The sequence below is a fragment of the Shewanella sp. DNRA4 genome, assembly GCF_012843185.1.
GTDB classification, from domain to species: Bacteria; Pseudomonadota; Gammaproteobacteria; order Enterobacterales; family Shewanellaceae; genus Shewanella; species Shewanella xiamenensis.
In genome coordinates, this window is sequence record NZ_JABAIP010000003.1 from 23,988 (window position 1) to 49,831 (window position 25,844).

Consider the following 25,844-nt stretch of genomic DNA (forward strand, 5'->3'; position numbering starts at 1 on the left):
TGAGGGATACAATGCTTAACAATAAACTCAAAGGATTCGCAGTAATGACCTTCGCCTGTTTAGGGGTTACTGCTTGCGGTGGCTCCGATAATAACAAGGATGAGGATACCTCCAAAACCGATACCTATGTGCAATTTTACAACGCGACAGTAGGCAGCACTGATACCGCGCTGAAGATTGGCGATAAAACCTATGAAAGTGTGAGTTACGCCGATGCGATGCCACGCTTTACATCAACTCCCGGCGTGAGTGCTGTCGAGGTGATGGGTAAGGATGCGGCAAATAAAGATATTTCGCTCTACAAAGAGAATATCGATTTAAAAACGGCAACGGATCATTTCTTTGTTTTGCATGGGGATTTTGCCTCGCCAGCCCTTTTGAATATCAATTACTCGCGCACCGAGCTTGATAAACAAAATGCCGAGGCAGACAAGAGCAAAATGCAGTTGTTGATTGCCCATACCGCAACCAATGCACCAGCGTATGATGCGTATATTGCCAAGGCGGATAAAGGCTTTGCCGATGCAGTGATGCTTGGCAGCGTTTCCTATGCTGAGGTTTCAACGCCACAAATTTTGGATACGGGCGACTACAAAATTTATCTGACCGCGGCGGGTACGACCAACATCAGCTACACCACGGCAAGCATTAACTTTAAAACCAAGGTGCCCTATAAGTTGATTTTAAGGGAAAGCTTTGGCGCATCAGCGGCTAAAATCAGCTTAGACAGCGTCGACTCAACCACCAATGTGCGTAACCATGTCGCCCTCGAAAGCAGTGTTGATTTTAGAGTGTTCAATGGCTTGGCTACACATAATGTTGATGTGAAAGTGGTGAGTAGTAAACAAGAAGCGCTATTTAGCAATGTGGCTCCCTTTGGCGTAACGGCCTATAAAGGCGCCGAGTTTAATGACTTTGGCGTGAGCGTATTCGACCATACTAGCCAAGCGAAATTACTCGACAATGTGCTAATCACCCTTAATCAAGATGATATTAAAACCATCTTTATTTACGAGCAGGGCAGCCAAGTGAAGGCGATGGAGATGAAACAAACTCAAACGCCAAGTCCCTACAGCTTCAAGTTCGATATCGTCAGTTTTGCCGATAAGAGTAACCTTACGTTGTACTTTTTAAAGGCGAACGACACTATTGATACGGCAACCTATAAGATCAGTGCGGTTAATCCGACAGCACCGCAATCATTAGTGGTGCCTAAAGGTGAGTATTCTATCAAGGTCATCTCGGTAGAAAATGGCTCAAAAACGGTGGTTTACGCCTCTGATATGATCGATTTTAATAATCAAGACAACGTCACTATGGTGCTGAATAAGGATGCCTCAACTAGCTTTGGCTATAACCTAGTTAAGCTTTAATCGCAGCGGTTGAGCTGTAAATAAATTGGGCAATAAAAAAGCACTACCTAGGTAGTGCTTTTTCGTATTAACAGTCTCTATTCTGACAGTTTTAGCTCTTGGCCGGGTTTAATAATGCTCTTGGCATTGAGCTGGTTCCACTTCATTAAATCGGCGAGTTTCACCTTGTTTTTACGCGCGATTTTATCCAGTGAATCCCCTGATTTTACTTTGTAGGTTTTGGCTTTAGCCGCTGGTTTCTCGGTCGATTTTGAGGTGGCGGCTTTAGTGCTACTCGCATTTGCTTTGGTCGATGATTTGTCAGTTTTAGCCTTAGCTTTTGCGGGCTCTGGCTCATTATCATTGGCCGCCATTGGCGTTAATAGCGTGAGCTCTTGGCCGACTTTTAGGCGATCAGAGGTCAGATTATTTGCCTGTTTTAACTCTTTGACTGATAAATCAAATCTAGCCGCGATCGAACCTAAGCTATCACCGGATTTCACGACATAGGTTTGGCTGTCGTAACGTTTTTGAGCATAGAGCTTGTGCTGATTTTCTTGATAGTGGCCAATGTTTTCAATCGGCAGGGCAATTTGGTATTTGCCTTTACTGGGGATCACGTTTTGACGGTATCCTGGGTTATAGGTTTTGAACTCCGCTTTAGTGAGTCCCGCAGCATTGGCGATTTGGCTTATTTCAACGCCATTGGGAGCGGGTAAGCGTTCCAAAAATGGGCGGTTTGCAATCGGCATTACTTTGAGATTGTAATGGCTTGGGGCGCGGATAATTTGGATAAACGCCAGCCACTTAGGCACGGTTTGTACTTGGCGAGCAGGAATATTCAGCGACCAGAAATCCGTAGGTTTGCCTTTAGCTTTGTTTCTATCGATAGCGGCTTTAATCACTAATTCGCCACTGTTGTAGCCCGCAACGGCGTTAATCCAGTCGTTACCTAAGGTGTCGTGTAAGTGCTGCAAATAGTCGAGTACGGCATCGGTCGAGGCCAATGCATCTTTGCGACCATCGTAGGCTGAGTTGATCGTTAGGCCAAAGTTTCGGCCCGTAGCGGGGATCATTTGCCAAAGTCCGGCGGGGCCATTTGCTTGCGCCAGCGGGTTATAACCACTTTCGACAATTGGTAATAGTGCCAGTTCTAGTGGCATATTGCGGGCTTCGAGTTGACTCACAATATAGTATAAAAATGGCTCGGCACGCTGGGTCACCTGAGTCATAAACTTTTGCTTGTCATCGAAAAAGTTACGCTGTTTGCGTACTTCTGCATCGTCATGCACATCAATAGTACGGGCGTGTTGAATTTTTTCCCATACATCGGCATAGCGCTCATCGACAATCTCTTTTTTATCATGATGAGATTGTGTGGTATCTCCGCTATCACCTTCAGCTTCTGGAGCTGTGGTGGCAAATTCCATGGGCGAGGTTTGCGCCGATGTTGTCGCACAGCCACTGAGTTGGGCTGTCAACATGGCGATCATTAGCACTGCTAATGCACTCGGTTGGCGAAAGGTTTTCCGCATGATTATCCTGTCATTTTTGCTAACTTGGCGTTATACCCAAACAACCTAACTCGATGCAGGCTTCTGTGTTTAAGACTGCCGAAACGGAGTGTTTGTGTACGCCATTTCTGTATTGCAGCAATTCAAAATGTGGTCGACATTTGTCCTTGATGCACCTTGAATGAGAGCACCCTAGGCGCTCTGAAACTGATATCTTTAGGTTGCTTGGGTATAGATAATGTTGCACATGCTAATCTGTTTTGCGGTTTCTGGATAGCTTTGCTGATAATTTGACCACCTAGGTCACATTTAGATTTACCACTAAATAAGCTAACATAGCAGCGATTTTTCATTGATGTGGGTTAGAGAGTGCAGACGTTAACGCAGTTAAAAGCAGGACAATTACAAGGGGTTACTCGATTACAGTTGGTTGAAAACCTCACTGAATTTCCGCAGGAAATCTTTGATTTAGCCGATACGCTGGAGATCCTCGATTTATCCAATAACCAGTTAAGTTCACTGCCCGATGATTTATATCGTTTAACCCATCTAAAGATTTTGTTTGCCTCCAATAACCGCTTTGAAGTGCTGCCAGAAGTGTTAGGTCAGTGCCCCAAACTGGAGATGATTGGCTTTAAGGCTAACCAAATTCGTGTTGTGCCAGAGGCATCGTTGCCCCCACAAACCCGCTGGTTGATTTTAACGGATAACCAAATCACCACCTTGCCCGAGCGCATGGGGCAGTTGCATCGTCTGCAAAAATTAGCCTTGGCAGGCAATCGTTTAACTTCGCTGCCCGCATCTATGGCCCAATGCCATAACTTAGAATTAGTTCGTTTGTCGGCTAATCAACTGCAAGCGCTGCCAAACTGGTTGCTTAAGCTACCCAAACTCACTTGGCTGGCGTTTGCGGGTAATCCCTTTAGCCATACCTTGGTTGATCCCCATGCCGATGTGGCGAGTATGCCAAATGTGACATTAGCGGACATTGAACTCGGTGAAAAACTAGGTGAAGGGGCTTCTGGCATTATTTACCAAGGACGTTGGTTAAATCCTGCTATGGTGGCTGCTACTGGGTGCGAACATATTGCGGTTAAGTTATTTAAGGGAGAGGTGACCAGTGATGGCTATCCTGCCGATGAGCTGGATTGTTGTTTAACCTCTGGCGCACATCCAAATCTCATCAAAGTCTTAGCCCATATTAGTCAACAGGATCAACTTGGTTTAGTGATGGAACTGATTCCTCAAGGATTTAGTAACTTAGGTTTACCGCCATCTCTAGCGACTTGTACCCGAGACACCTTTAAAGCGGGGACCGAATTTAGCCTGAAGGGCATAACTGAAATCGCTTTGCAATTAGCTGACACCCTAGCGCATATGCACGGGAAACAAGTGAGCCATGGTGATGTCTATGCCCATAATATGATGGTTAATCAGCAAATGGAGCTGTTGTTCGGTGACTTTGGTGCCGCCTCAAACTTAGCAAAATTGCCTACATCGGAACGTGATGCCATGCAGGCTATTGAGGTGCGCGCCCTAGGGTGTTTACTTGATGACTTATTGCCCTTTGTCGATAACGATGAAGACGACGCGCTGCGAGTTCAACTGCGGCAGTTAAAAGCACACTGTATGCAGCCGGCGTTATCTTGTCGCCCACGCTTTAGTGATATCGTGAAGACATTAGCTGCACTGCGCTAAGTTTACGTATGTGGCATGCAGCAAATGCAAGGGATCACGGGGTGAAAACCAACGCAGAGACATTTAATCAAGAGCGACTAAATCTCATCAGCAATGGAGAGCTGGCATTATGAGTTCGATTTCAAAACTGGTTTGGCTAAGCTTATGCTTAAGCTCGTTTCTCTCGGCGCCCGTTTGGGCGGGATTTTGGGATAGCCTGTGGCAGCGAGAGTTGCCTGTTGACCAAACTACACCACCCAAGAATGCACAGCGTTTTGAGTTTATGGGGAGTTTACCTGCTCATACCCAACTAGAACTTGTGGGTTATTACACTTCTTCTATTTGTACCCGCAAAGAAATCCGTTTCCCGAATGGTGATATTGCTAATCCCTATCGCGCCACACTGAATAAAAGCTCGGTATTGCGTCAATCGCTTGAAAGTGGCGCTGTCGCTAAACCATTCACCCTTACGTTAGCCTTGCAAGGGGGCGGAGATTGCGATTGGCAGTTGGAGGACTTAGTCCTTGACCTTAACTTGATGCCAAGTCATCCCATATGGCAAAGGGTTAAGTCATTAAAAGATAACTATTTACATACGTCACCATTATTAACATCGAGCGAGCCACCGGCCAAAGCCTCGCCCCATGATGGATTTTATTTAAGCCAAGAGCTAACTATCGAACCCATACTTGCTGGCAGTGAAGAAGATACTCATCTGGTTGCCGCGTTACCGCTTACCCTTAATCCTGTGTATTACCCAGTGGTTATCTATAGCCCCAAAACAGATAGCCCCTTTGAGGTAAAGCTTAAGAGTAATTTGCAGTCGACCAGCAGTTTATGGTCGAGCAGTGCAACGCAAATGGTGCGTTTCGATAAAGAGGCTGTGCTGCGGGTGCAGTTTAATCCAGAGGTTTTGCCTGATTATCAAGTGAATGTGTGGCTCCAGCCTGACGATATTTCGGTGCATTACCCCGATGGTACCGAATATCGTTATCCACGCGGGGATGCGCGCCTCTATGCCTATGGTAAGCCTGAATCTATGCTCAATACCTTAAGCGCAAGCACTAAGGCCGAAGATAAGCGATTGCTAGCGCACATCTATTGGGCAGGTCATGCACTGGCGCAGGATGAAGAAAAAGCGCGTAAATTCTACCGAGAGGCGGCCGAGGGTGATGACTTAATTGCTATTCAGTGGATGCGATCACAGGCCGCCTATGCGGGGGAGGTTGATCAGAGCCAATATTGGTTACAACGTGCTGCTAGGCTTGGGGATATGGATGCCAAAATGGCACTTATTCGTAAGCCCTTTGAGACCATACTGCAAGGCAAGTCAAATACCGCCGAGGCAAAAAGCGCAGAAGTTAAGGCTTGGGAGCAGTTAAAACAGTTGGTTAGTCAAGGTGTGCCAGAGGCTATGAGTATGATGGCTCTCTACCAAGTATTGCCTTGGTCGCCCTACCATGATGCAACGGCGGCATTAGCCAATTATCGCTTGAGTGTGCAGGCTGACCCCGCTTTGGCCCTTAGCGCTGCCAGTGATTACTATTATTGGCTAGAGGATTTTGAACAAAGCCAAGAGTTTTGGGAGATTGCCGCCGAGCGGGATTTGTATGCTGCCGCAGAATATGCCGATATCTTATTGAAACCAGCGCAGCGCAACCCACAAAGAGCTCGTTATTGGCTTGATCAGGTTGCCTCTCAAGGTGAAAAGCAAGGTATTCAACAAGATGTGCTTGGTAAGGCTTATTTTCAATTGGCCAGTTTACTCGATGCTGGAGAGGGCGGCGATGCCGATCCTAAGCGTGCACAAATCCTGTACCAGCAAAGTCTCGTATTGGCTGAACGTTTTTCAAATGATTATGCCGCTCAAGCGAAAGAAAGACTCAAATCCCTTGAAGAGCGCCTGTAGCTAAGTTAACAGGGATAACTCGATAACAGGCTTATTCAAGTCATAGGCAAGACAGGGAGATTAAGCTATGGCTTTTCAATTTGATACCTATCATTTTAATACCGAAGATGCGATTCAAGTGTGTGTAGGTGCCTTTGCGCTCGCGGTGCCCATCGGTTTTTCTGAAGAGGCATGGCAACTCGGAGAAACCTTACCACTACTGAATTTGCTGATGTTATTTGGTTTGTCGTTGCTGTTTCTCGGAGCGTTTACTTACCAGAGTGTGTTCCAGCAGAATATTCGTCACCGCCTGCCGGTATTTATTTTCCGGATTATTATTGCCTATTTGATAAGTGCTTGTGTCGTCAGTTTAGTGCTCTTGTGTCTCGATAAGTTGCCCTTAATTGACGACACCATGACTTCCTTTAAACGGATTATCGTGATTAGCATGCCCGCTTCTATGGGAGCGATTGTGGTGGATAGCTTCGATAAGGAATAAGTGTGGGCTGATGTCATGACTTTTGTCACTGGTGCATTTAGGTTATGTTGCTCATACTGGAACCCAATAGCTCGATTGTAAAAGGACGCATTATGAACCCAGCAACCCTTGCATTACTTATCCCGATTTTTGCCATTGTGGGAGGATATGCGGTCGCGATTATGAAAATCCGCGAGCGCGGTAGTTCTGCCAATAATAAGCTTCAGGCAGATAACCAGTTGTTACATATTGAACTTGATAAACTTCGCGAAAGGGTTGAAGTATTAGAGCAGCTAGTGACCGATGATAGTTTTCAATTAAAGCGTGAATTTAAGCGAGTCTAGTCCTAACAAATATGGTCATGGTACAGCCGAGTGCCATGACTCTAGCTTGTATCTAGTTGCTTAAGTCATCGGGTGAGTGAAATGCCAAAACTGAGGTAGACTCGTGACCATTATGTTGTTAGCCCAATGTTGAGCCATTAAAGAACGAGTGAATATGTTTCTATCGCCTTATTTTTCAAAGCAAAATCAATCAATTTCTGTTTCTGCACAACAAGCCAGTGACTTCGCTAAAAAAATCGCTCAAGACTTTAACCCTATCCACGATGTGGGCGCAAAACGTTTTTGTGTGCCTGGCGATTTGTTATTTGCCTTAGTCTTAACCCAATATGGGCTAAGCCAAAGCATGAAGTTTACCTTTGCTGGCATGGTCGGTGATGGGGTTGAGCTGCAATTTCCTGAACAAGTGAACGACAGCTTTTCGATTTGCGATAACCGCGATAAAACCTATTTACATGTCACTCGCCAAGGTGATGCTAGCCGTTGTGACGCACAAACCGAATCTTTTATTCGTAATTATGTGGCCTTCTCGGGACACAATTTTATCGACATTCTGATGCCCTTGATGAAACAACATCAAGTGATGATCAATCCTGAGCGTCCCTTAGTAATCTACGAAAGCATGTCATTCGACTTGACGACACTCGACTTTGTTGAAGTAAACCTATCGCTTGTAGAACAAGAGCTTAAGATTGATGGCAAGCGTGGCGATGTGACGCTGCACTTTGAACTGCACAGCGGCGATATCTTAGTCGGTACCGGAATTAAAACCTTAGTGATGAGTGGCCTTCGCCCCTACGAAGAGGCGCAAATGCAGCAGATGTGTGCCGCCTACGAAGGGCGAAAAACCGAGTTTTAATTTGATCTAAGGCCCGCTTTATCGGTCAGGTCTCTAGGGCGAGATAATTGGGGATAAACAGTGGTTTGGGATCATGATTGACTGTATCCCAAACCAAGGCGTTTTAATGCTAACGATGTTGCTCATCAATCGACAGTTGGGATACGGTATTGGCGACATTTTCCGCGCCAGTACGAATATGGCTCATCACAGTTGTCACTTCTACTAACTGCTGTTTACCTTGTTCAGCGATTCGCTCCACCTCGTTCATCATGTTGGTGGCACTGGCGGTGAGCTGGCTATTTTTCTCAACCACTGCGGCAATTTCATTGGTGGATTTACTGGTCCTTGCGGCAAGCTGACGTACCTCATCGGCCACCACAGCAAAGCCTCGTCCCTGTTCGCCGGCACGGGCCGCTTCTATTGCTGCATTAAGTGCCAGTAGGTTCGTCTGGTCAGCAATGGAGCTTATGGTAGCGACAATCGCTTGAATACTTTGGGATTGCTCATTGAGTTGGGTAATAGATTTAGTGGTTTTTACCGTTTGTTCCGCGATCGCATTTGAAGTATTAACAGTTGCATCCAGTAATTTAACACCTTCAATAGCTTGCTCTACTGTGAGTTGGGATGTCTCAAGTGCAATATCCGCCGCTTGTCGTACAGCATGACTTTGCTCAATTCTTTTAGTGATATCACTCGCAAATTTAATGACCTTAACCACTTTGCCATTTTCATCCACCACAGGGTTATACACGGCCTCTAGCCATACAGAATTCCCATAGGCATTTTTACGCTCGAAGAGTCCTTGTTGATATCTACCGTGTTTGAGTTCATCCCAAAAGCGCGGATTCTGCTGATAAAAGGCATCGAAACATAATATTCGATGGTGTTTTCCTACGATTTGCGCAGCTTGATATCCCATGGTTTTTAAGAATTTTTCATTAGCCTGCAAAATGGTGCCATCGGGTTTAAATTCAATAATGGCTTGGGCACGATTAAGCGCAGTAAAAATGGCCATTTGATCATCGAGTTTGTGTTTATCTTGGGTGATGTCAGAGGCAATTTTCATAATTTTGATGACTTTACCGTCCATCTTGATCGGAAAATAAGTTGCCCTTAACCAGACCTCTTCGCCATCTTTACGGAACCGTTGAAAATTGCCTTCTTTAGGTTGGCCTGATTTTAGGCTTGTCCAAAACTGCTGGTAGCTAGGTGAATTGGCTAATTCTGAGGAGCAGAATAATCTATGGTGTTTGCCGACGATCTCATGCAGGCTATAACCTATTTCATTCAAAAATATATGGTTAGCATCAATAACAACGCCTTCTGGCGAGAATTCGATAGTGGCAATACAATCCTTTATTGAGTCAATAGTGGCTTCAGCTTCCTTGCGTTTAGTTTCACTGATTTCAAGGCTTTTACGTAATGAAGAATTAAACACTGAAGTACTCCTAATGAGTTTGGCAAACTCAAAAACGGCTATGCGACATAATGCCCAAAAATCTGAACCACATGGATAGTGTTAAATATAGCTAGGATTTTAGTCGTTGCTTGATTTCTGAGTCATTTATTAACAAGTAGAATACTCCCAAAGAGTTGGGTTAGATCATTTTTTATAAAACGGGGCAGGATAAATTGATAGCCAAGATAACCTCCTTGTTACCTTGGCTTAGGGGTTAAGCGATTTTGTCTATTTTGGCTGGGAGTCCTTGCCGCGCCGAGGCGCCGCTGGCCCAGTCCACCAGCGGATAGCGCCCATGGCGGCTTGGGTCGAACAGATTCAAGTCGTTCATATTGACTCCGACGCGGATCAGCGGATTGGCGGCAATCTTTTTATCATCGATGACTATATCCCGCGCGCCTAACTCCTTATGGCCATAACCGTGCTCGATGGCAATGCAGTCGGGATGTACGCCCGCCACACATTCCACCAAAGCCACCACACTGCCATTAGGCGTACTGATCTTGACCGTATCCCCGGTCTTGATACCAAAGCGCTTGGCGGTTTGCTCATTGATGCGCACCGGATTATTGGGGTGCACTTGGCGTAAACGGTCCGAACCTATACTCATCGAACTCATGGTGTGCGACTTATAACTGCTGATCAGCAGCGGCCACTGTGACTTATCGAATGCTTGCTCCAAGGGCGTGCCGTTGGCGAGCGCAGGGTGATAACGCCGTGGACAGCCGCTCATATATTCGCCGCTCAAGCTGTTGCGCCGACTGCCTACCTCTGGGTTCCACAGCATTAAGGGTTTTGGCCACACCTTGCTGGGGTTGCCCGCCTCGTCGCGACCCGCGCTGATATTCTCAAAGCGGCCGCCACGGGCAAATAAGTAACTGACTTTTTTGACCTCTTCGGGTTTGAGTCTGGCATTGAGTTCCGCTTGAATGCGCCCAACACCACTGAAGTACATATCTTCGGCAGTGATATCGGCAACTGGTTTACCCAGGTAAGCCACGTTTGCCGCGCCGTAGAGCGAAAAGTCAGCCGCGCGGCTAAGGGGATGCAAGCTGCCATCGGCGGCCTTGACCGCATTGTGGCCAAAGCCGGGCAGATTAAGTTTTATCGCCACTTGGCTCAGGAAAGACTCCATACAAATCACATCGCCGTCGGCGGTTTTGGCGACCCTCGGCTCGACAATCGGCCAGCGGCCGGTGGCTTCTTTGGTGAGCGTGCCATGCCACGCGGCGCTCCAGCCCCAAGATTCATAGGTTAAGGTGTCGGGCACTATGTAGTCCGACAGCGCAGAGGTCTCATTGATAAAGCTGTCGATGCTGATAAATAGCGGTAATACTTTGGGATCTTTTAATTGTTCACCAATGGCTTCGCCGAGACCCGCCTGACCATAAATGGGGTTGCCCATATGGTTGATCCACGCCTTGAGTCGATAGGGATAACCGTGCACCGCCGCGGTTAAATGTTCGCCCAGCAGGGGCGATGAGATGGGGAACCAAGGCTCCTTCGACGGATAGGGTGATTCTCCTGCCTCGACTTTACGGCGGTACTCAGAGGTTTTCTCGTAGGGGAACTTAGAGCGGGAAAGGAATACGCCCTTAGGTTCGACCATGCCGTCAAAGTCCTGCAAATTGTACCTTGGGCCAGCTCCAAAGGCGGGGAAGGTGCCGCCCTTAGCTATCGCGCCGCCCTTAAGATTTAGGTTACCAATCATGGCGTTAAGCATCATGATCGCCCATGCGCTGTAAAAACCGTTTGCACTCATAGTGCCGCCGTGGGAGATCACCGCTGCCTTAGTGCCATGGCTAGTAAACTTGTGGGCGAGTGCGGCAATTTGCGCCTCGCTGATATCGCACTCCTTGGCGTAGTCGGCCATCTCGACACTGCGCGCGGCTTCACTGAGTAGCTGAAAACTGGATTTCACGCTCAGCTCACCCTTTGGCGTATTCACGCTTTGCTCAACCTCAAGTTGCGCCTTGGCGCATTGTCCCGGTGGTAGAATCTGCCCAGTAGCGGCATCGACAACCAGTGGAGAGTCCTGCTCGCCATAGGCTTTACCTTCGAAGGGCAGGCCGAGATCGCTGGCATACAAATATTGGCCATATCTGGGGTGATTTGGCGTGCTGATGATTAGGAAGCTGGCATTACTAAAGCCTCGGTAGCCTGCTGCTTTCGCCGCCTCGGCATTGGGCGCGGTTAAAAAGGCACTGGCGTAGCGCTGGTTATCGATAATCCAGCGCAGCATGCCCATGGCGAGGGCGGAGTCGGTCGCGGGGCGGATTGGCAGCCAAGTATTGTTACCTGCACAGGGTTGGTTCGAGGTGTTGGGCAGCATGGGCGATACCACCACATAACTAAATTCTCGCCCATTGACCCGAGCGTTGGCCAACTGCCGTGCTTGGCGTTTAAAAGGGTTGCCCGACTGCTGCGGTGAAGTACCGATAAACAGCAAAAACTCGCTATTGTCCCAATCGGGTTTAAGGTGAGCGTACTTTTTTAAATCGTTGAGCAGGGCACCCGCACCTGCGCGATAGGTAAAGCCGCAATAGGCGCCGTGGTTGGCAAAATTTCGCGTGCCGAAGCTATTGAAGGTAAAGCGTTTAATGATCACATCTCGGCCTTCATCCGAGGCATTCGATACCAATAGCTGGTTGGCCTTGGGGCCATATTCAGGATTATTGGCATCGAGTGGCGTACTGATATCGCGAATTGCCCTTAAGCCTTCGACATACCCCTCACCAAATAAGTCACCGCCATCGACAACCTCGGTCAGCAGTTGCTCGAAACTAATGCTTTGCCATTGCCCACTGCCGCGCGGCCCTACTCGTTTAAGGCATTGGGTGACGCGATAGGGACTATCTAGTTGTTCTAACATGGCATTGCCACGGGCGCAGGCGGTGGAACGCCCTTGTAAGCCCTGCTCTTGATAGGCGCTTAAGCCGACTAAGGCGGTTTTGATCGGGGTATCGAAGTCGATATGTTCCCGCGCCGAGAGCGGATGATAGGGATTGCCGCTGATGCGGAGAATTTTATCTGTCTTATTATCGATACGGGCGCGCACGCCACACTTGGTCCAGCAACCGAGACACATGGTATTGGCGATGCGTTGTTCATCGTTGCCAATCAACTGGCCTGAGGTTAGATCTACTTTATATTCAGGGGCTAGCGAATTGCCATGGATGGGATCTTGGGTGGTTTTTCCCGAACTGCCATTCACGACCCCTTTGCCCATTTGCGCTAAGGTATGGCTGTAACCTGCGGCAAATAATCCCACGCCACCCGTCACAGCTGCGCCTTTGATAAAACGACGTTTACTCTTATCCATTATGGACTCCTTAATGCGGTAACTTCTCTTAATATGAACGGTGCTGTGGCTCACAAGGCCTGATGGGCTGAGCGAGGTTGATGGCGAATAAATTCAGACACTAACACCATCAATGCGATCCAGAGACCAAAGGTGCCCGCAATACCTAATAGCCCCTCTGGCCCCCAAGGCAATTGATAGAAATAAGTGCCCGCGCCGTATTTGGGGTCGGTTTGCGCTTGGATAAGTACAATCCAGCGAAATCCCCATGCCAGATGCACCGCTGTGAGGCTAACGAGGAGCATCAGCGTTTGTGGTAAATGGCGCAGCGCCAATACCAATGCCAGCAGAGCTAGGGTAACCAATACCCAGATAGCGGCGAGTTGCCAGCTTGGGCTGGTGTCTAATAACAGCGCCGCTTCGTGCGCCGAGCCGTTATCGAATAAGGCCCAGCCGATAAGACACAGGGCGAAGAGACCAAAGCTTGCCCTAACCCATTGCAACAATCTGTCTTGGGTGCTGGCTTGATAACCATGCAAAACACGATTGAGCAGGGCGAGTGTGCCGCAGGCGGCGAGCAGGGCGCTGGTCGCCATCAATGGCGGCAACCAATAGGTGTGCCAGAGCGGCCGTGCTTTGATCGCCATGGTTTCCATTCCGGTATAAAGCGCAATGGAACACGCACTTAATGTGGCGATTAGCGCAATGGGTTTCAGCCATTTATCACTGCTCCAATTACCGAACCTGAGCCATTGACCGATACGGCTTAACCAATCCGCTTCTTGAGCAGAGTTTGCCAGAGAAGAGTGTGCCTGAGGCAAGTAGGGCCGCAGTAACAACCAAGCAAACACTAGACTCGTGCCCGAAAATATCGGCAGTAAAAAAGCGCCGTACCACATCCACGAATGCGGTCTGATTTGAGCATAGAAATGCCATGCCCGCAGCGGTTGGTGCAGGTCAGCAAGTAGCGCAATCGGCGCGACTATGCCGGCGGTAAGTATCAAACAGGCGCAGAGTTTGAGCAGTCTGGCATCGGTTTGTTTCGCACTGAATAAATGGATGGTCGCCACCCACACACTGGCGTAGGCCAAACCCATCAGAAAAAAGTATTGCACCGCCCAAGGCAGCCAAGTGATGGCAATATCGGGGGTAAAGATTTCTTTAATGACCATGGTGGATCTCCTCGCCAGTGTCAGTCAGTAGGGTGCGAACGGGGGCTTGGCCGTTGATCCGATCTTCAAAGGCGCTGTTCATGCCGATATAAAATACTCTGGGGGCCGTATTGGCATCGGGCTTGAGTACCTTGATATCTGTCTTATTGGCTGTGAGTAACTGACTGATTTGACTATTAGGATCGTTTAGATCGCCAATCACCCTCGCTTCACCAACGCAGGTTTCGACACAGGCGGGCAGTAGTCCAGCTTCGAGCCTATGGGCGCAGAAGGTGCATTTATCGGCACTGTTGGTCTCATGGTTGATAAAGCGGGCATCGTAGGGGCAAGCCTGCACACAGTATCCGCAACCGACGCACCATTCGTTGTTGACGACCACAATGCCATCTGGGCGTTGGAAAGTGGCTCCCGTGGGACAAATAGGAATGCAAGGCGGGTTCTCACAGTGATTACAAAGTCTTGGCAGCATTAAAAATGCGGGTGGCGTGGTAGCATCCTGTTGTGACACTTCGTATTGCTGTACCGTGGTACGAAATTGCCCCAAGGGTGGCAGGTTTTCGAAGGTGCACGCCACGGTGCAGGCTTGGCAGCCGACGCAGCGGCGCAAATCGATGACCATACCGTAGCGTTTGCCTGTAGGTGCAGGTTCAGTCTGTTGTGCCTGCACTTGCACGACGGGAATGAGCGCGGCGCCGACACTCACGCTGGCCATTTTTCCGAGAAACTGACGTTTACTCTTGTCCATAGGATTTCCTTCACTCTTACAGATAAAACGGGTCGAAGACCGCGGGTTTAGCGTTAAGCGCATTCTGTAAAAGGGGAGGCGGCATCTCTATAGTGGTTTTCCACATATCGGATAGGGACTTGATCTAGCGCAATAAATATCAGTTAGAATGACCTTTAAGAGTTTAGGGGTTATTGTTTAGGATTGAATCTTAAAGCTTAGGAGAATGGATACAGTGTTGGGTTTTGTCGTATCAACCAATGGCTGGCGAATGGCGGTGAAACTCGTCATCGTACTGTTTAGCCTACTGAGTATCTCAGCCATGGCAGAAGTTTTGGCCACTCAAGATAAAACTGTAGGCGCATTAACTGTTGCTCCTGCGGGAGAGTTGATGGATGAAGCTGGCGCTAACTATCAAGTGGTCGATGTCGGCGTATTGGCAATACGGGGCTATAAGAGCACAGTCAATCGTTGGCAACCTTTGATGGGCTGGCTAGAGTCGCAAATACCTAACAGTTACTTTAGATTGCATCCCTTAAGCCTTGAAGAATTAGCCAAAGGCGTTGAAACCGAAGCTCTTGACTTTGTTATCACTAACCCTGGGCAGTCGGTAATGTTGGCGCGGCAATTTTCCCTGTCTTGGCTCGCAACCCTTCGAAGCCCAATCAATAATGGTGCTGCGATGCAGGTGGGGTCTGCGCTGGTGGTCAGAGCCGATTCGCCCTATCAGACCTTAAAAGATCTTAAGGACAAGCGACTCGGGATTGTCTCTAAAAATGCCTTCGGCGGTTATCTCACTTTAGTTTATGAGGCGCAGCTTAAGGGGGTAGATTTACCCCATTTTGTAGGAGAAATTATCCCCTTAGGTTTTCCACTCGATAACCTTATTTATCAGCTCGGTGCGACAGATAAGCCAAGCGATAAATCCCCAAGTTTAGATGCGGCAATTGTGCCCGTATGTCAGCTTGAGCAAATGCAGGCCGAAGGTTTGATCAAGCTGCAAGATTATCGGGTGCTCGATAATCAGGCGCCTGCGGGGTTTCATTGCCAAGTCTCGAGTCGGTTATATCCCAACTGGTCTATGGCTAAAACCAACCGTGCGACCCAATCCCTCGCAAAACAGGTGACTCAAGCCCTACTCGCATTACCCGAAGACAGTCCCGCCGCTAAAGCCGCCGAATCTGCGGGTTGGACCACGGCCGTGAGTCAATTGGCGATAGATCAACTGCTTAAAGATCTGGATATGCATCCACTGCAAGCGCCTTGGTGGCAGCGGGCATGGCAATGGGTAAAACTGCATCAACATTGGGCTTGGTTTGCGTTGACCATATTGGTATTGCTCAATGTCTACCATTTCTGGCTCGAATACCGCTTTAGCCGCCGCGGCCGAGAGTTAATCAATACCCAGAGGCAACTCAGTGAAAACCGAGCCCTGTTGGAGCACGCTCAGCGCATTGCGATTGCGGGGGAGCTTGGGGCGAGCCTCTCCCACGAACTCAATCAACCCCTTGCCGCTATTGGCCATTATTGCCATGGCGCCGAGGTACGTTTACAGCGTGGGACCAGCCCTGAAGAATTACAATCCGTGCTGACTTTAATCCAGCAAGAAGTCAGCCGCGCCGATAGTATTATCAGCCGTTTACGTAATTTATTGAAAAAGCGGCCTGTGTCTAAACAGCCTTTATATTTACATCAGTTAGTGAATGATACTGCGCCGCTGCTCGCCTATGAGCTGGAGCAGCACCATATCCAGCTTTCAACCAATGTGAGCGGCGAAGCCTATCAATTGCCTTTAGATGAAGTGGGCATGCAGCAACTATTGCTCAACCTTTTGAAAAATGCCGCCGATGCCTGTGTGCAGCGCCAACAGAGCGAGGTCGATGCGTCGAAACCCTATCAGCCCACGATTGATATCGACCTGCGTTACCAAGAACACAAGCTACTGCTCACGGTCACAGACAATGGCACAGGTTTAACTGAGGATGCCAATCTGCTGATGCAAGCCTTTTATTCGACTAAGTCGGAGGGCTTAGGGCTAGGGCTGGTGATTTGCCGTGATATCGCCGAGAGTCATGGTGGCCGCTTTAGCCTAGAAACCGCTTTAAGTGGCGGCTGCCAAGCGCAGGTATCCTTACCCCGTAAGTTTGATGGAGCACCAGCATGAGCCACGAATTGCCCGTGTATTTAATCGATGATGATGAGTCGGTGCGCCGCTCGCTGCGGTTTATGCTCGAAAGCTATGGCTTGAATATCCGTGACTTTGATAGCGCCGAGGCGTTTTTTGCTGCCATCGATTTAAGCCAGCCGGGTTGCGCCTTAGTCGATGTACGTATGCCGGGTTTAAGTGGGCCGCAGTTACATGCGCAATTAGTGCAGCACAATAGTCCGCTGGCGGTAATTTATTTGACTGGCCATGGCGATGTGCCCATGGCGGTGGAGGCGCTAAAACTCGGGGCGGTGGATTTTTTCCAAAAGCCCGCCGATGGTGCTAAGCTCGCGGACGCTGTGGTAAAAGCCTTGGCGAATGCTAAGGAGCATTATCAAAATAATCAATATCTTCAGACTTATCAGTCGCTCACACCGCGGGAGCGGGAAATCCTCACTCTGATCGCCAAAGGCTATAAGAATCAGGAGATCGCCGATACGCTGTGCATCGCCATGCGCACAGTCGAAATTCACCGTGCGAACTTGATGAAAGGCATGCAGGTCAGCTCGCTCGCCGAGATGATGTTAATCTACGGCCGGATTGCCGATCGCCTTCCCCCCGCATAAAACTACTCTTTGTTAGGGCGAATTGGCGTATCCTTGGTCGTTTGATGTGAGCTAACGCATTCAGCCCTAGGTGCTTAATTGCCAAGGCTCGACGATTGCCTTATTTTAGGGGCTTACTTTTAAGGCCAAGACTTTTAACATCACGTTTTTTGAAGTCGAATGCCGCTTTGGGATGACCTTGTTGTTTGTTTTTACAGAAGGAGCTCCCGTTTGGATAAGGAAAGAAATGCCAAGCTTGATTCGTATTGTGCTGATTGATACGCACCTTCCGGGCGTTGTGGAACTCGCCCTCAATGGCCATACCAATATTTGTGGCACTAACGCTTCGGGTAAAACCACGCTGCAACGTTTAGTGCCAGTATTTTATGGCGAATATCCTAGCCGCGTGGTGCCTTCAACCCGCGATAGTTTCGAGCGTTGGTACTTGCCACACGATTCAAGCTACATCATTTACGAATACCAAAAGGCCGATGGCTTGCTCTATCAAGCCGTGCTCGCCTCGGCGGGCGATGGCAAAGGCGTGAACTACCGCTTTATCGCCAAGGGTTTTGAGTTAAGTGATTATATTAAATCGCAAAATGGTGACACTATTCTCTGCCACACCATGGCGGAACTTGGCCGCGATTTAAAACGTCAAGGTATTGCCACCACCAACTTGCTCAACACCCGCGAATACCGCGCCATTATCCAAAACGATCGCACCCTGTTAAGCACCGGCAGCAACCGCAGCGAACTGCGAGCCTATGCGCGCCAATTTGCCCTGTGTGAAGGTGAGCATTCACTGCGCCATATCGAAAAACTCGCTAAAGCGGTGCACTCCAAAGAAGGCAAAATGGAAACGGTCAAATCCATGATCGCCGCCATTTTAGAAGAAGACGGGGTGAATCCGCCCAGCTCGCGCTTAAACCCACAACGCGTTGAGGCGTGGATCCGCGAAAGCCAGTTAATCCAAGGCTTTGAAGTGATCCGCCCCGAGTTTGAAAAGCTCGAGCAGGAATTTAACCAACTGCTCAGCGCCGAGATGCGCCTATCGAGCCTGTCCCGTGGCTATCGCAATGACGAAACCCTAGAGGCCGATCGGTTAGAGATCCAACAAACTCTGTCTAAGGAGCTGAATTTAAAGCTTCGAATGTTGGATGACGAATGGAAAGAAGTGCGTGATGAGTTAAACCTCGACTTATCCGCTGCCAAGGGTGACGTGGCTAAGTGCGAGTACGAGTTAGATGCCATTGAAGATCAGCACGGCGCCTTTTTAGATGCCAATATCGAGCAAGCTAAGGCCGACCTGGATATGCTGCCAAACTGGCGCGCTGACATGGAAAACTTAAGCGAGCGCCATAAGTTACAAACCGAAAAACACCAAGATATTGAAGCGGCTTACAATGCCCGTCGCAGCAAAATTGGCGAGCAGTTAAACCGCGAGCTTGAAGGTTTGCACGCCGAACAGGACAAACAGCGCGAAGCGCGCGATAAGCAGCGTGAAGTGGCAAGAGCCGATCTCGATGCCCTCGAAGCCCAATGGCGCCGCCAAATGGATGCGGGCAAGGCGAGCTTTAGCGAGCAGGAATATCAATTCAAACTCAATGCCGCCGAGCTTAAGTTACGTGTCGATGGCGTAACCTACACCGAGGAAGAAAAGTTAAGCCTTGCGATTTTCGACGAGCGGATTCACCGCGCCGATGAAGAGCAAGAAAGCTGCAATGCCAAGGTGGAGCGCTTAACTAGCGATGAGCGTAAGCTGCGCGCCAAACGCGACCAAGCCAACGAAGCACTGCGTATCGCCAGCCTGCGGGTTAACGAGCGCCAAACTGCGCTCGATGAACTGCACCATATGCTGTTCCCGCAGTCCCATACTTTACTTGAGTTCCTGCGTAAGGAAGCCCAAGGTTGGGAGCAAAGTCTGGGTAAAGTGATTGCGCCAGAGTTACTTCATCGCACCGATTTACACCCAAGTGTGATGGGCGAGAGCGACACTGTGTTTGGGGTGCATTTAGATCTTAAAGCCATTGATGTGCCTGAATATGCCGCCTCCGAGCAGGAGCTACGTATTCGTTTAAGCAAGGCCGAAGAAGCGCTGCAAAGCGCGCAGGAATTACAGGCCGAGGCCGAATCACAGCTGGTGGCGATTAACGGTGAGCTAGATAAACTCAGCCGCGAACTCACCTTTGCCCGCACGGCTTATAAAAATAGCCGCGATGATTTACGTCGTCTGTTCGATGAAAAACGCGGTGAGCAGGATAAAATCAACAAGGCGCTGGCCGAGCGTAAAGCCTTTGCCCAGCAGCGCTTAACTCAACTCGATGGCGAGTTAAAGCAGCTTAAGCATCAACATCAGCTCTGGCTCGAAGAGCAAAAAGAGCAGGCGCTCGAAGCGCGGATGGAAAAACAAGCCTACTGGCAGGAAGTCATTGGCGCGCTCGACAATCAACTGGGGCAAATCAAGGCGACTATCGACGCTCGCCGCGAAAGCGCTAAGGCCGAGCAAAAAGCCTGTGAAACCTGGTACAAAAACGAGCTTAAATCCCGCGGTGTGGATGAGGACAATATCCTTAAACTCAAGCAACAAATCCGTGAGTTTGAAACCAAAATCAGCCGCGCCGAGCAGCGCCGCAGCGAAGTATTGCGCTTTGACGATTGGTATCAACACACTTGGCTTATCCGTAAGCCCAAGCTGCAAACCCAGTTAAGCGACGTTAAACGCGCCGCCTCGGAAATCGATCAGCAGCTTAAAGCCAAGACCCAAGAGGTGAAAACCCGTCGCCAACAACTCGAGACCGAGCGTAAGGCCTCGGATGCGGCGCAGATTGAAGCCTCTGAAAACTTAACTAAACTGCGCGCCGTGATGCGTAAGTTGGCGGAGCTGAAACTGCCCGCCAACAATGAAGAAGCCCAAGGTAGCCTCGGCGAGCGTTTGCGTCAGGGCGAAGATTTACTGCTAAAACGCGATTATCTGATGGGCTCGGTTAAGCAATATGTGGAGCATTTCGACTCTGTGATTGCCAGCAAGTCAGGTTCAGGCTTAGCCGAAACCTGGGAGCGTGCCCGCGAAGAGTCGAGCTTTATCAACGATAAAGGTATTCGTCTGCTGGATTACCGCAAGCTTGTGCCGCAGCTTGAACAGCTACTCAATGTGATTGTGCCGCAATCCATTATGGCGCTGCGTGAACAGGGGCGGATCTTCGGTGTTGATTTAACCGCCTTTTACGATGTGCTGGCCGATATCGACCGTCGTATCGCTTCGCAAAGTGCGCGCATTACCCGCGAAGTGGGCGAGGAGTTATTCCTCGATGGCGTATCGGAATCTGCGGTTCGTATTCGTTCTAAGATCAGCGAATTAGAGTTTTGGCCCGAGCTTGAGCAGTTTGTTAAAGCCTTCAAAAATTGGAAAGCCGACGGCTTTAATGGTCTGCCCGATGAGGAATACACCAACAGCATGCGCCGCGCCTTGGATATTATTGGCCGCGCGGCACTGACGGGTGGCATTTCAAAGCTGCTTGAAATCGAGCTGCGCCTCAAAGAGGGTAATAGCGATTTGATTATCCGCACCGACAGACAGCTGAACGAATCCTCGAGCCACGGTATGGCTTACCTGATTTTATGTAAGTTCCTGTTGGCATTTACGCGCTTGTTACGTGGCCGTGCCGATGTGACCATTCACTGGCCGATCGACGAACTTGGCACGCTGCACCACACCAACGTGAAGAAGATTTTCGATGCCTGTGGTAACAACAATATCAGCGTGTTAGGCGCTTTCCCGAACCCAGAGTCAGAAGTGCTGAACCTGTTTGAGCACCGTTACATTATTAATAAACAAACTAAGAAGTTGCAGGTGGTGAAGCCCAAAGCCAATCCGATTGCCGATTTGTTGAGTAAACGCCTGAGCAAGGAGGCCATCTAATGAGTGCCATGAACGAATCTAACCAAACCGTCTTAGTCGGCACTGGCGCCATTATCGAACTCTTGCTCAAGGGCGAATTTATTTGCCGCACCACCAATGAAGATGGCTGGCGCGCATTGAAAAATAACAGCACTCGAGAGCGGGTTGAAGCCTATCTGAACCAAATCAACCGCACCGTGGCTTCGGCCGCCGAGGGCGATGTGTTTTTCTGCGGTTATTTGCAGTTAGGCGAGAGCGAGCGTAAGGTGATTTCATCGCAGTTTAAGGATATTTGTCAGGCACTTATCCCCATGGTGGAGTGGCTGGTATTAGTGCAGGAAGCCAGCGGCCAAGATGCCCCCTTAAGCGAAGGTGCGCCAGTACGGTTAACCGAGCTGCAAAGCCGAATTGAAGATACGCCCGCGTTTCGTGAGCAGTTGGCCAAACTCAGCCAATACCGCTTATTCGGCTCAACCAGTACCAATAGTGATGCGCAAATTAAGTTAGTGTTCAAACGCTTAGTGGAGCTTGGCTATATAGTGCGCCCTAACGTTGAAAAGCAAATTTATATCGCGACGGGCAAGCTGGATTATCTGTACGAAGTGATCCGTTTTATTGACGAAACTGAAGGCCTAAGCCTAGAGGCGCAGGCGGAAACGGCGACCCAGCGGGATTTACTATGATGCTTTGGACAATCATCCGCGGTGTAAACCAAGGAGGCCATGATGAGCAGTAACTTACATCAGGCTGGGGTTAAGCTACTCAAGCAGTTAGGCCGCCATGCTGACATCATTATGGACGCCTATTTAGCGGGCTCGCTCAATGAAGATGCCCATGATCCTGCCGTGGTTGAAAAACTCAAACAGGCAGGGATTTTATGGCGCCCAGAGCCAGACCAAGAGCTGCGCCTTAAACGCTCGGTGCGTGCCTTGCTCGAAGAAGGTTTAAGTGATGAGCGCAATCGCCAAATCGACTCCAACGTCGGCTCGGCGCTCGCCACCATTAAAACCTTGGCCGACCATTATAAAGAAGCGCGCCACAGCTCAGATTACAGCGCTGCCGAGGCGTATCTGTCTGATTTAAGTGAGCATGTGTATAGCTTTGCCGACAGTTTGCGCTATTCGATCCGCGTGTTGTGGGGGCGGATCAACAACGAGTTCGGTTATGTCGGTACCATTAACGCTAAGATCCGCGAAAACGAACTCGCCCAGAGCCAAGTGTCTGAATTACTTAATGGTTTGGAGATGTTCCAGTTTAGCGAATTAGGCGAAATCGCCGGTGATATTCGTGAGCTGCGTAAGCTGCTGGTGACCACCTTGCAGGAAACCATGAGCGACTGCGCCCAGGAGCTCAGTGTGGTGCAGGGACGGTTGCTGGAACTTCTCGGTCGCTTTAGGCAAATTCGTGGTCGTACCCGCTTGCTTAAGGGCTGGTTACTGTACACCGATTTGCATCCGGATTACCGCCCTGCGGACCATGTGTCCCACAAGGAAATCCCGAGTCTTTTCAATCGCGCCGAAGTGTTATTGGCACCAGCGTCTGTGGATGTGCATAACGCCAGCCAAGAGCTTGAGCTGATGAATATCGTCGCCCATATCAAGTCGATTAGTCGTCAGGGCATAGTTGAGACTGTGCGCGAGCATGATGTCAGTGTATCGCTTACCCAAAGCGAAGACTTTGATATTCCTGATAATCCACTCAAGCAAGCGGTCGATACTTACTTTGTCGATGTGATTGAGTCGGGCTTACGTCAATCGGCGCTCGATTACTTAGTCGAAAAAGCCCTGCCGTGGGATGCCGAAAGCTGGATTTATCAAGTGATTGGCGGCTACGAAGGCCTGCCCGATGAGCATAAGGCTTACTTCGAGTTAGAGCCCTTAGGCGAACCTCACCCCATCTACAGCGGTAACTTTATTATCCGCGACGTGGAATTATGGCTCGCCTAGGTAAACAGCAGTTGCAACTCTTGGAGAGCGTTTATCTTAATCGCTCTTCAAGGGTAAAACTTAGCCCGAATTGGCGAACGATTTACCGTGAGTTAGAAGTGGGCGAGCTGGATGGTGCGGAAAAATATTTGTGTTTTGCGCCAAGGGATTTTGAGTTGCTGCGCCAAGGCGTATTGGCAAAAGAGGGCGTGGATTTACAGGCACTGGACTTTAATCTAGACCGCATCACCATGTCCGCCCAAAGCCAGAATGAAAAGCTGGCGAACATCCGCCCCGAAGCCGAGTATGTTTTGTTGAAGTATCTCGGTTTTGAATCGCCGCCCTTGGGAATGTCTGCACGGGCCTCGTTACGTACTCCCTTAGATGAGGCGCAAAGCCATTGCGATGAGCTTGATGTTAACGCCATCTTAGTGGTTGAAAACCTAGATATATTCGATGCAATAACCCAAGCGCGCTTACCTGAAGAGCTTAGCCGCATTATGGTGATTTACCGTGGTAGCGGCCACCATTCCCCCATTGGTGTGCGGCAGTTTTTGAAGGCGATGGCGGGTAAAATGCCGATTATTGCCTTTACCGATCTCGACCCCGCAGGGCTGCAAATTGCCCATACCTTAACGGGCATGACCCATTGTATCGTGCCGCAGTTAGCGCTTTTTGCGCCCAGCGAGTTACTCGCTATCCCACAGATTAATTCCGCTGATGACTTTGCCAAACAAGCGTCTCAGACTAAATATTTACAGTCAGCCGATTTAAAAAATTGGCGGCAATTAAGCCGTTGGTTAACTCAGCAACGAATTAGCATTAAACAGCAGCACCTGCTGTCGCATCGGCTTGAGCTAGTGCTACTGGCATATTGTTAGTCGTTATCCTTCCCCATCTCTCTGTTAAGTTCGATATCTGTAGTTTTTAATACTATTTAAAGCATTTATTCAGTTTTTAAATCTAGCCTTATTCGATATCAATCGATTAATTGTGTTTTTTTGGTTTAAATAGTGTTTAATTTTTGATTTTTTTAACTTATGTATTAATAGCGTGATTATTAATCGGTGATTTTATTTTTGATATAAATCATAATAATACAAAATTTTTGTGATGAGTTTGGCTTAATTGAAAATGAAATAAGTAAATTTATTCATTGAATTTGCTGCCAGCATGTTTCACTATCCCCGCCTGAACTTAAAAGGGAATGGCGATGTTGCTCATTAGGGAAGATGAATATCAAAAGATGAGCTATCTGGGAAAACGATCAGCATGATGAAATCACTTTCGACACGGATCTTTATCGGTCTATTTGCGGGACTTATTCTTGGCACCTTAGTGCAATATTTTTTAAACGATATTGGCTTCTTTTCTGGCAATTTAGTCGAACTGGCTGGCGGTGTCGGCACTATGTTCGTCAATATGATTATGATGTTGGTCGTACCGCTGGTGTTTGTCAGTATCGTTTGCGGCGTGTGTGAGCTGCAGGACTTAAAAAGCTTTGGGCGCCTTGGCGGCAAAACCTTCGGCTTTTACATCGTTAATACCGTGGTCGCTATCTCAACCGCCCTGTTAGTGGTGCTATTGCTCGACCCTGGTAAAGGTGTCGATATGAGTAGCACCGATGGTGTCGCCATTACCGCGACTGAACTCCCCAGCTTAATGGCGCTGCTGATTGATATAGTGCCGCGCAACCCAGTAGCGGCATTTATGTCGGGTAATATGTTGCAGGTGATCTTTATGGCACTGATGCTCGGTGGAGTGATGAAATCCCTCGGTGAGCATGTGGCTGGTGCGGTTCAGGGCTTTCAAACTGCCAATAAAATCATGATGAAACTGATTTCTGTGGTGATGAGTCTCGCGCCTTACGGGGTGTTTGCGCTGATGTTTAAGTTGGGCGCCACCTTAGATGCAGCGGTATTTATGAGTGTGCTCGAATACCTAGTGCTGATTTTAGCGTTGTTATTACTGTGGATTTTTGTGGTGTATCCGTTGGCGGTCGGTATGTTTACACCGATTTCGGCCAAGACCTTTCGGGCGAAGACGCAGGAGCAAGTGCTGTTTTCACTGTCTACCGCCAGCTCCAATGCCACGATTCCTGTGACTATGCGTACCTTGACTGAAAAACTCGGGGTTAACCGCGCTGTGGCAGGCTTTGGCGTACCGCTCGGTGCGACCATGAATATGGGCGGCGTGGCGATTTATATCACCATTGCGATTTTCTTTGTCGCCAATGCCTTCGGTATGCCAATCACCAGCGAGCAACTGCCATCGCTGCTATTTAGTATCTTTTTATTATCGGTGGGCGCGGGTGGTGTACCCGGTGGCGGCATGGTGATGATTGGGGTGTTAATCCATCAAATGGGCTTGCCGATTGAAGCCTTTGCGATAGTGGCGGCGCTGGATCGTATCATCGATATGGTGCTGACGTCCTGCAACGTAGTTGGCGATACTGCGGTATTGACCATAGTCGATCAAACCGAAAAAGTGCATGAGCTTGAGTTAGCCAAGAATTAACGTCCT

The 25,844-nt window shown here is 49.0% G+C and carries 18 protein-coding genes; 13 read left to right on the plus strand and 5 right to left on the minus strand.

The window, feature by feature from the left end:
* The first annotated feature begins 11 nt into the window (after positions 1–11).
* A complete protein-coding gene (locus tag HG547_RS03775) occupies positions 12–1,373 on the plus strand; it encodes a DUF4397 domain-containing protein (RefSeq protein ID WP_169547053.1) in 1,362 nt (453 codons plus the stop codon).
* Positions 1,374–1,450: 77 nt separating this feature from the next.
* On the opposite strand, the gene HG547_RS03780 is transcribed toward HG547_RS03775, so the two are convergent.
* On the minus strand, positions 1,451–2,887 hold the full coding sequence (locus HG547_RS03780) for a LysM peptidoglycan-binding domain-containing protein (protein WP_169547054.1): 1,437 nt from the start codon (positions 2,885–2,887) through the stop codon (positions 1,451–1,453).
* A 348-nt stretch (positions 2,888–3,235) separates the two neighbouring features.
* On the opposite strand from HG547_RS03780, the gene HG547_RS03785 reads away from it, so the two are divergent.
* The 5 genes from HG547_RS03785 to HG547_RS03805 all read left to right on the plus strand — a co-directional run bounded on the left by HG547_RS03785 (position 3,236) and on the right by HG547_RS03805 (position 8,109).
* Positions 3,236–4,564, plus strand: coding sequence for a leucine-rich repeat-containing protein kinase family protein (locus HG547_RS03785; RefSeq protein ID WP_169547055.1), 1,329 nt, complete (start codon positions 3,236–3,238; stop codon positions 4,562–4,564).
* Between the two features lie 109 nt (positions 4,565–4,673).
* Positions 4,674–6,452 (plus strand): sel1 repeat family protein, encoded by a 1,779-nt coding sequence (locus HG547_RS03790; RefSeq protein WP_169547056.1) that lies wholly within the window; start codon positions 4,674–4,676, stop codon positions 6,450–6,452.
* Between the two features lie 67 nt (positions 6,453–6,519).
* The gene (locus HG547_RS03795) at positions 6,520–6,930 is read left to right on the plus strand and encodes a DUF2391 family protein (RefSeq protein ID WP_055647846.1); all 411 of its coding nucleotides are present in this window, start codon (positions 6,520–6,522) and stop codon (positions 6,928–6,930) included.
* Between the two features lie 92 nt (positions 6,931–7,022).
* The gene (locus HG547_RS03800; RefSeq protein ID WP_169547057.1) at positions 7,023–7,253 is read left to right on the plus strand and encodes a hypothetical protein; all 231 of its coding nucleotides are present in this window, start codon (positions 7,023–7,025) and stop codon (positions 7,251–7,253) included.
* 154 nt (positions 7,254–7,407) lie between these two features.
* Positions 7,408–8,109: a DUF3581 family protein gene (locus tag HG547_RS03805; RefSeq protein ID WP_037421914.1), complete on the plus strand. Its 702-nt coding sequence runs from the start codon at positions 7,408–7,410 to the stop codon at positions 8,107–8,109.
* Between the two features lie 109 nt (positions 8,110–8,218).
* Here HG547_RS03805 and HG547_RS20900 read toward each other — a convergent pair whose 3' ends face one another.
* The 4 genes from HG547_RS20900 to dsrO all read right to left on the minus strand — a co-directional run bounded on the left by HG547_RS20900 (position 8,219) and on the right by dsrO (position 14,768).
* Positions 8,219–9,529 (minus strand): PAS domain-containing methyl-accepting chemotaxis protein, encoded by a 1,311-nt coding sequence (locus HG547_RS20900; RefSeq protein WP_088586667.1) that lies wholly within the window; start codon positions 9,527–9,529, stop codon positions 8,219–8,221.
* Between the two features lie 235 nt (positions 9,530–9,764).
* The gene (locus HG547_RS03815) at positions 9,765–12,872 is read right to left on the minus strand and encodes a tetrathionate reductase subunit A (RefSeq protein ID WP_169547058.1); all 3,108 of its coding nucleotides are present in this window, start codon (positions 12,870–12,872) and stop codon (positions 9,765–9,767) included.
* Between the two features lie 50 nt (positions 12,873–12,922).
* Entirely contained in the window at positions 12,923–14,023 is a 1,101-nt protein-coding gene (gene nrfD / locus HG547_RS03820) for an NrfD/PsrC family molybdoenzyme membrane anchor subunit (protein ID WP_169547059.1), read from the minus strand.
* Positions 14,013–14,768 (minus strand): sulfate reduction electron transfer complex DsrMKJOP subunit DsrO, encoded by a 756-nt coding sequence (gene dsrO, locus HG547_RS03825; protein ID WP_037421925.1) that lies wholly within the window; start codon positions 14,766–14,768, stop codon positions 14,013–14,015. Before dsrO ends, nrfD begins: the two co-directional genes overlap by 11 nt.
* 205 nt (positions 14,769–14,973) lie before the next feature.
* Between dsrO and HG547_RS03830 the strand changes: the two genes are divergently transcribed.
* The 7 genes from HG547_RS03830 (at position 14,974) to HG547_RS03860 (ending at position 25,838) form a co-directional block, all read left to right on the plus strand.
* Positions 14,974–16,911, plus strand: coding sequence for a PhnD/SsuA/transferrin family substrate-binding protein (locus tag HG547_RS03830; protein ID WP_169547060.1), 1,938 nt, complete (start codon positions 14,974–14,976; stop codon positions 16,909–16,911).
* Complete coding sequence (locus HG547_RS03835) at positions 16,908–17,519, plus strand: response regulator (RefSeq protein WP_169547061.1); 612 nt, start codon at positions 16,908–16,910, stop codon at positions 17,517–17,519. The genes HG547_RS03830 and HG547_RS03835 overlap by 4 nt, the downstream gene beginning before the upstream one ends.
* 226 nt (positions 17,520–17,745) lie before the next feature.
* On the plus strand, positions 17,746–21,417 hold the full coding sequence (locus tag HG547_RS03840; protein WP_169547062.1) for an ATP-binding protein: 3,672 nt from the start codon (positions 17,746–17,748) through the stop codon (positions 21,415–21,417).
* Positions 21,418–21,425: 8 nt separating this feature from the next.
* Entirely contained in the window at positions 21,426–22,079 is a 654-nt protein-coding gene (locus tag HG547_RS03845) for a hypothetical protein (RefSeq protein ID WP_169547200.1), read from the plus strand.
* 42 nt (positions 22,080–22,121) lie between these two features.
* Positions 22,122–23,342 (plus strand): hypothetical protein, encoded by a 1,221-nt coding sequence (locus HG547_RS03850; RefSeq protein ID WP_037421933.1) that lies wholly within the window; start codon positions 22,122–22,124, stop codon positions 23,340–23,342.
* A complete protein-coding gene (locus HG547_RS03855) occupies positions 23,330–24,202 on the plus strand; it encodes a Wadjet anti-phage system protein JetD domain-containing protein (RefSeq protein ID WP_169547063.1) in 873 nt (290 codons plus the stop codon). Before HG547_RS03850 ends, HG547_RS03855 begins: the two co-directional genes overlap by 13 nt.
* A gap of 391 nt (positions 24,203–24,593) precedes the next feature.
* Positions 24,594–25,838 (plus strand): dicarboxylate/amino acid:cation symporter, encoded by a 1,245-nt coding sequence (locus HG547_RS03860; RefSeq protein WP_169547064.1) that lies wholly within the window; start codon positions 24,594–24,596, stop codon positions 25,836–25,838.
* The last annotated feature ends 6 nt before the right edge of the window (positions 25,839–25,844 follow it).

Coding starts and splice junctions, on each gene's coding strand:
- nrfD (WP_169547059.1), bottom strand. CDS start 14,023: ATGGTCATTAAAGAAATCTTTACCCCCGATATTGCCATCACTTGGCTG.
- HG547_RS03780 (WP_169547054.1), bottom strand. CDS start 2,887: ATGCGGAAAACCTTTCGCCAACCGAGTGCATTAGCAGTGCTAATGATC.
- HG547_RS03815 (WP_169547058.1), bottom strand. CDS start 12,872: ATGGATAAGAGTAAACGTCGTTTTATCAAAGGCGCAGCTGTGACGGGT.
- HG547_RS03845 (WP_169547200.1), top strand. CDS start 21,426: ATGAACGAATCTAACCAAACCGTCTTAGTCGGCACTGGCGCCATTATC.
- HG547_RS03835 (WP_169547061.1), top strand. CDS start 16,908: ATGAGCCACGAATTGCCCGTGTATTTAATCGATGATGATGAGTCGGTG.
- HG547_RS03805 (WP_037421914.1), top strand. CDS start 7,408: ATGTTTCTATCGCCTTATTTTTCAAAGCAAAATCAATCAATTTCTGTT.
- HG547_RS03790 (WP_169547056.1), top strand. CDS start 4,674: ATGAGTTCGATTTCAAAACTGGTTTGGCTAAGCTTATGCTTAAGCTCG.
- HG547_RS03840 (WP_169547062.1), top strand. CDS start 17,746: ATGCCAAGCTTGATTCGTATTGTGCTGATTGATACGCACCTTCCGGGC.
- HG547_RS03830 (WP_169547060.1), top strand. CDS start 14,974: ATGGATACAGTGTTGGGTTTTGTCGTATCAACCAATGGCTGGCGAATG.
- HG547_RS03860 (WP_169547064.1), top strand. CDS start 24,594: ATGATGAAATCACTTTCGACACGGATCTTTATCGGTCTATTTGCGGGA.
- HG547_RS03850 (WP_037421933.1), top strand. CDS start 22,122: ATGAGCAGTAACTTACATCAGGCTGGGGTTAAGCTACTCAAGCAGTTA.
- HG547_RS03800 (WP_169547057.1), top strand. CDS start 7,023: ATGAACCCAGCAACCCTTGCATTACTTATCCCGATTTTTGCCATTGTG.
- HG547_RS03775 (WP_169547053.1), top strand. CDS start 12: ATGCTTAACAATAAACTCAAAGGATTCGCAGTAATGACCTTCGCCTGT.
- HG547_RS03855 (WP_169547063.1), top strand. CDS start 23,330: ATGGCTCGCCTAGGTAAACAGCAGTTGCAACTCTTGGAGAGCGTTTAT.
- dsrO (WP_037421925.1), bottom strand. CDS start 14,768: ATGGACAAGAGTAAACGTCAGTTTCTCGGAAAAATGGCCAGCGTGAGT.
- HG547_RS03795 (WP_055647846.1), top strand. CDS start 6,520: ATGGCTTTTCAATTTGATACCTATCATTTTAATACCGAAGATGCGATT.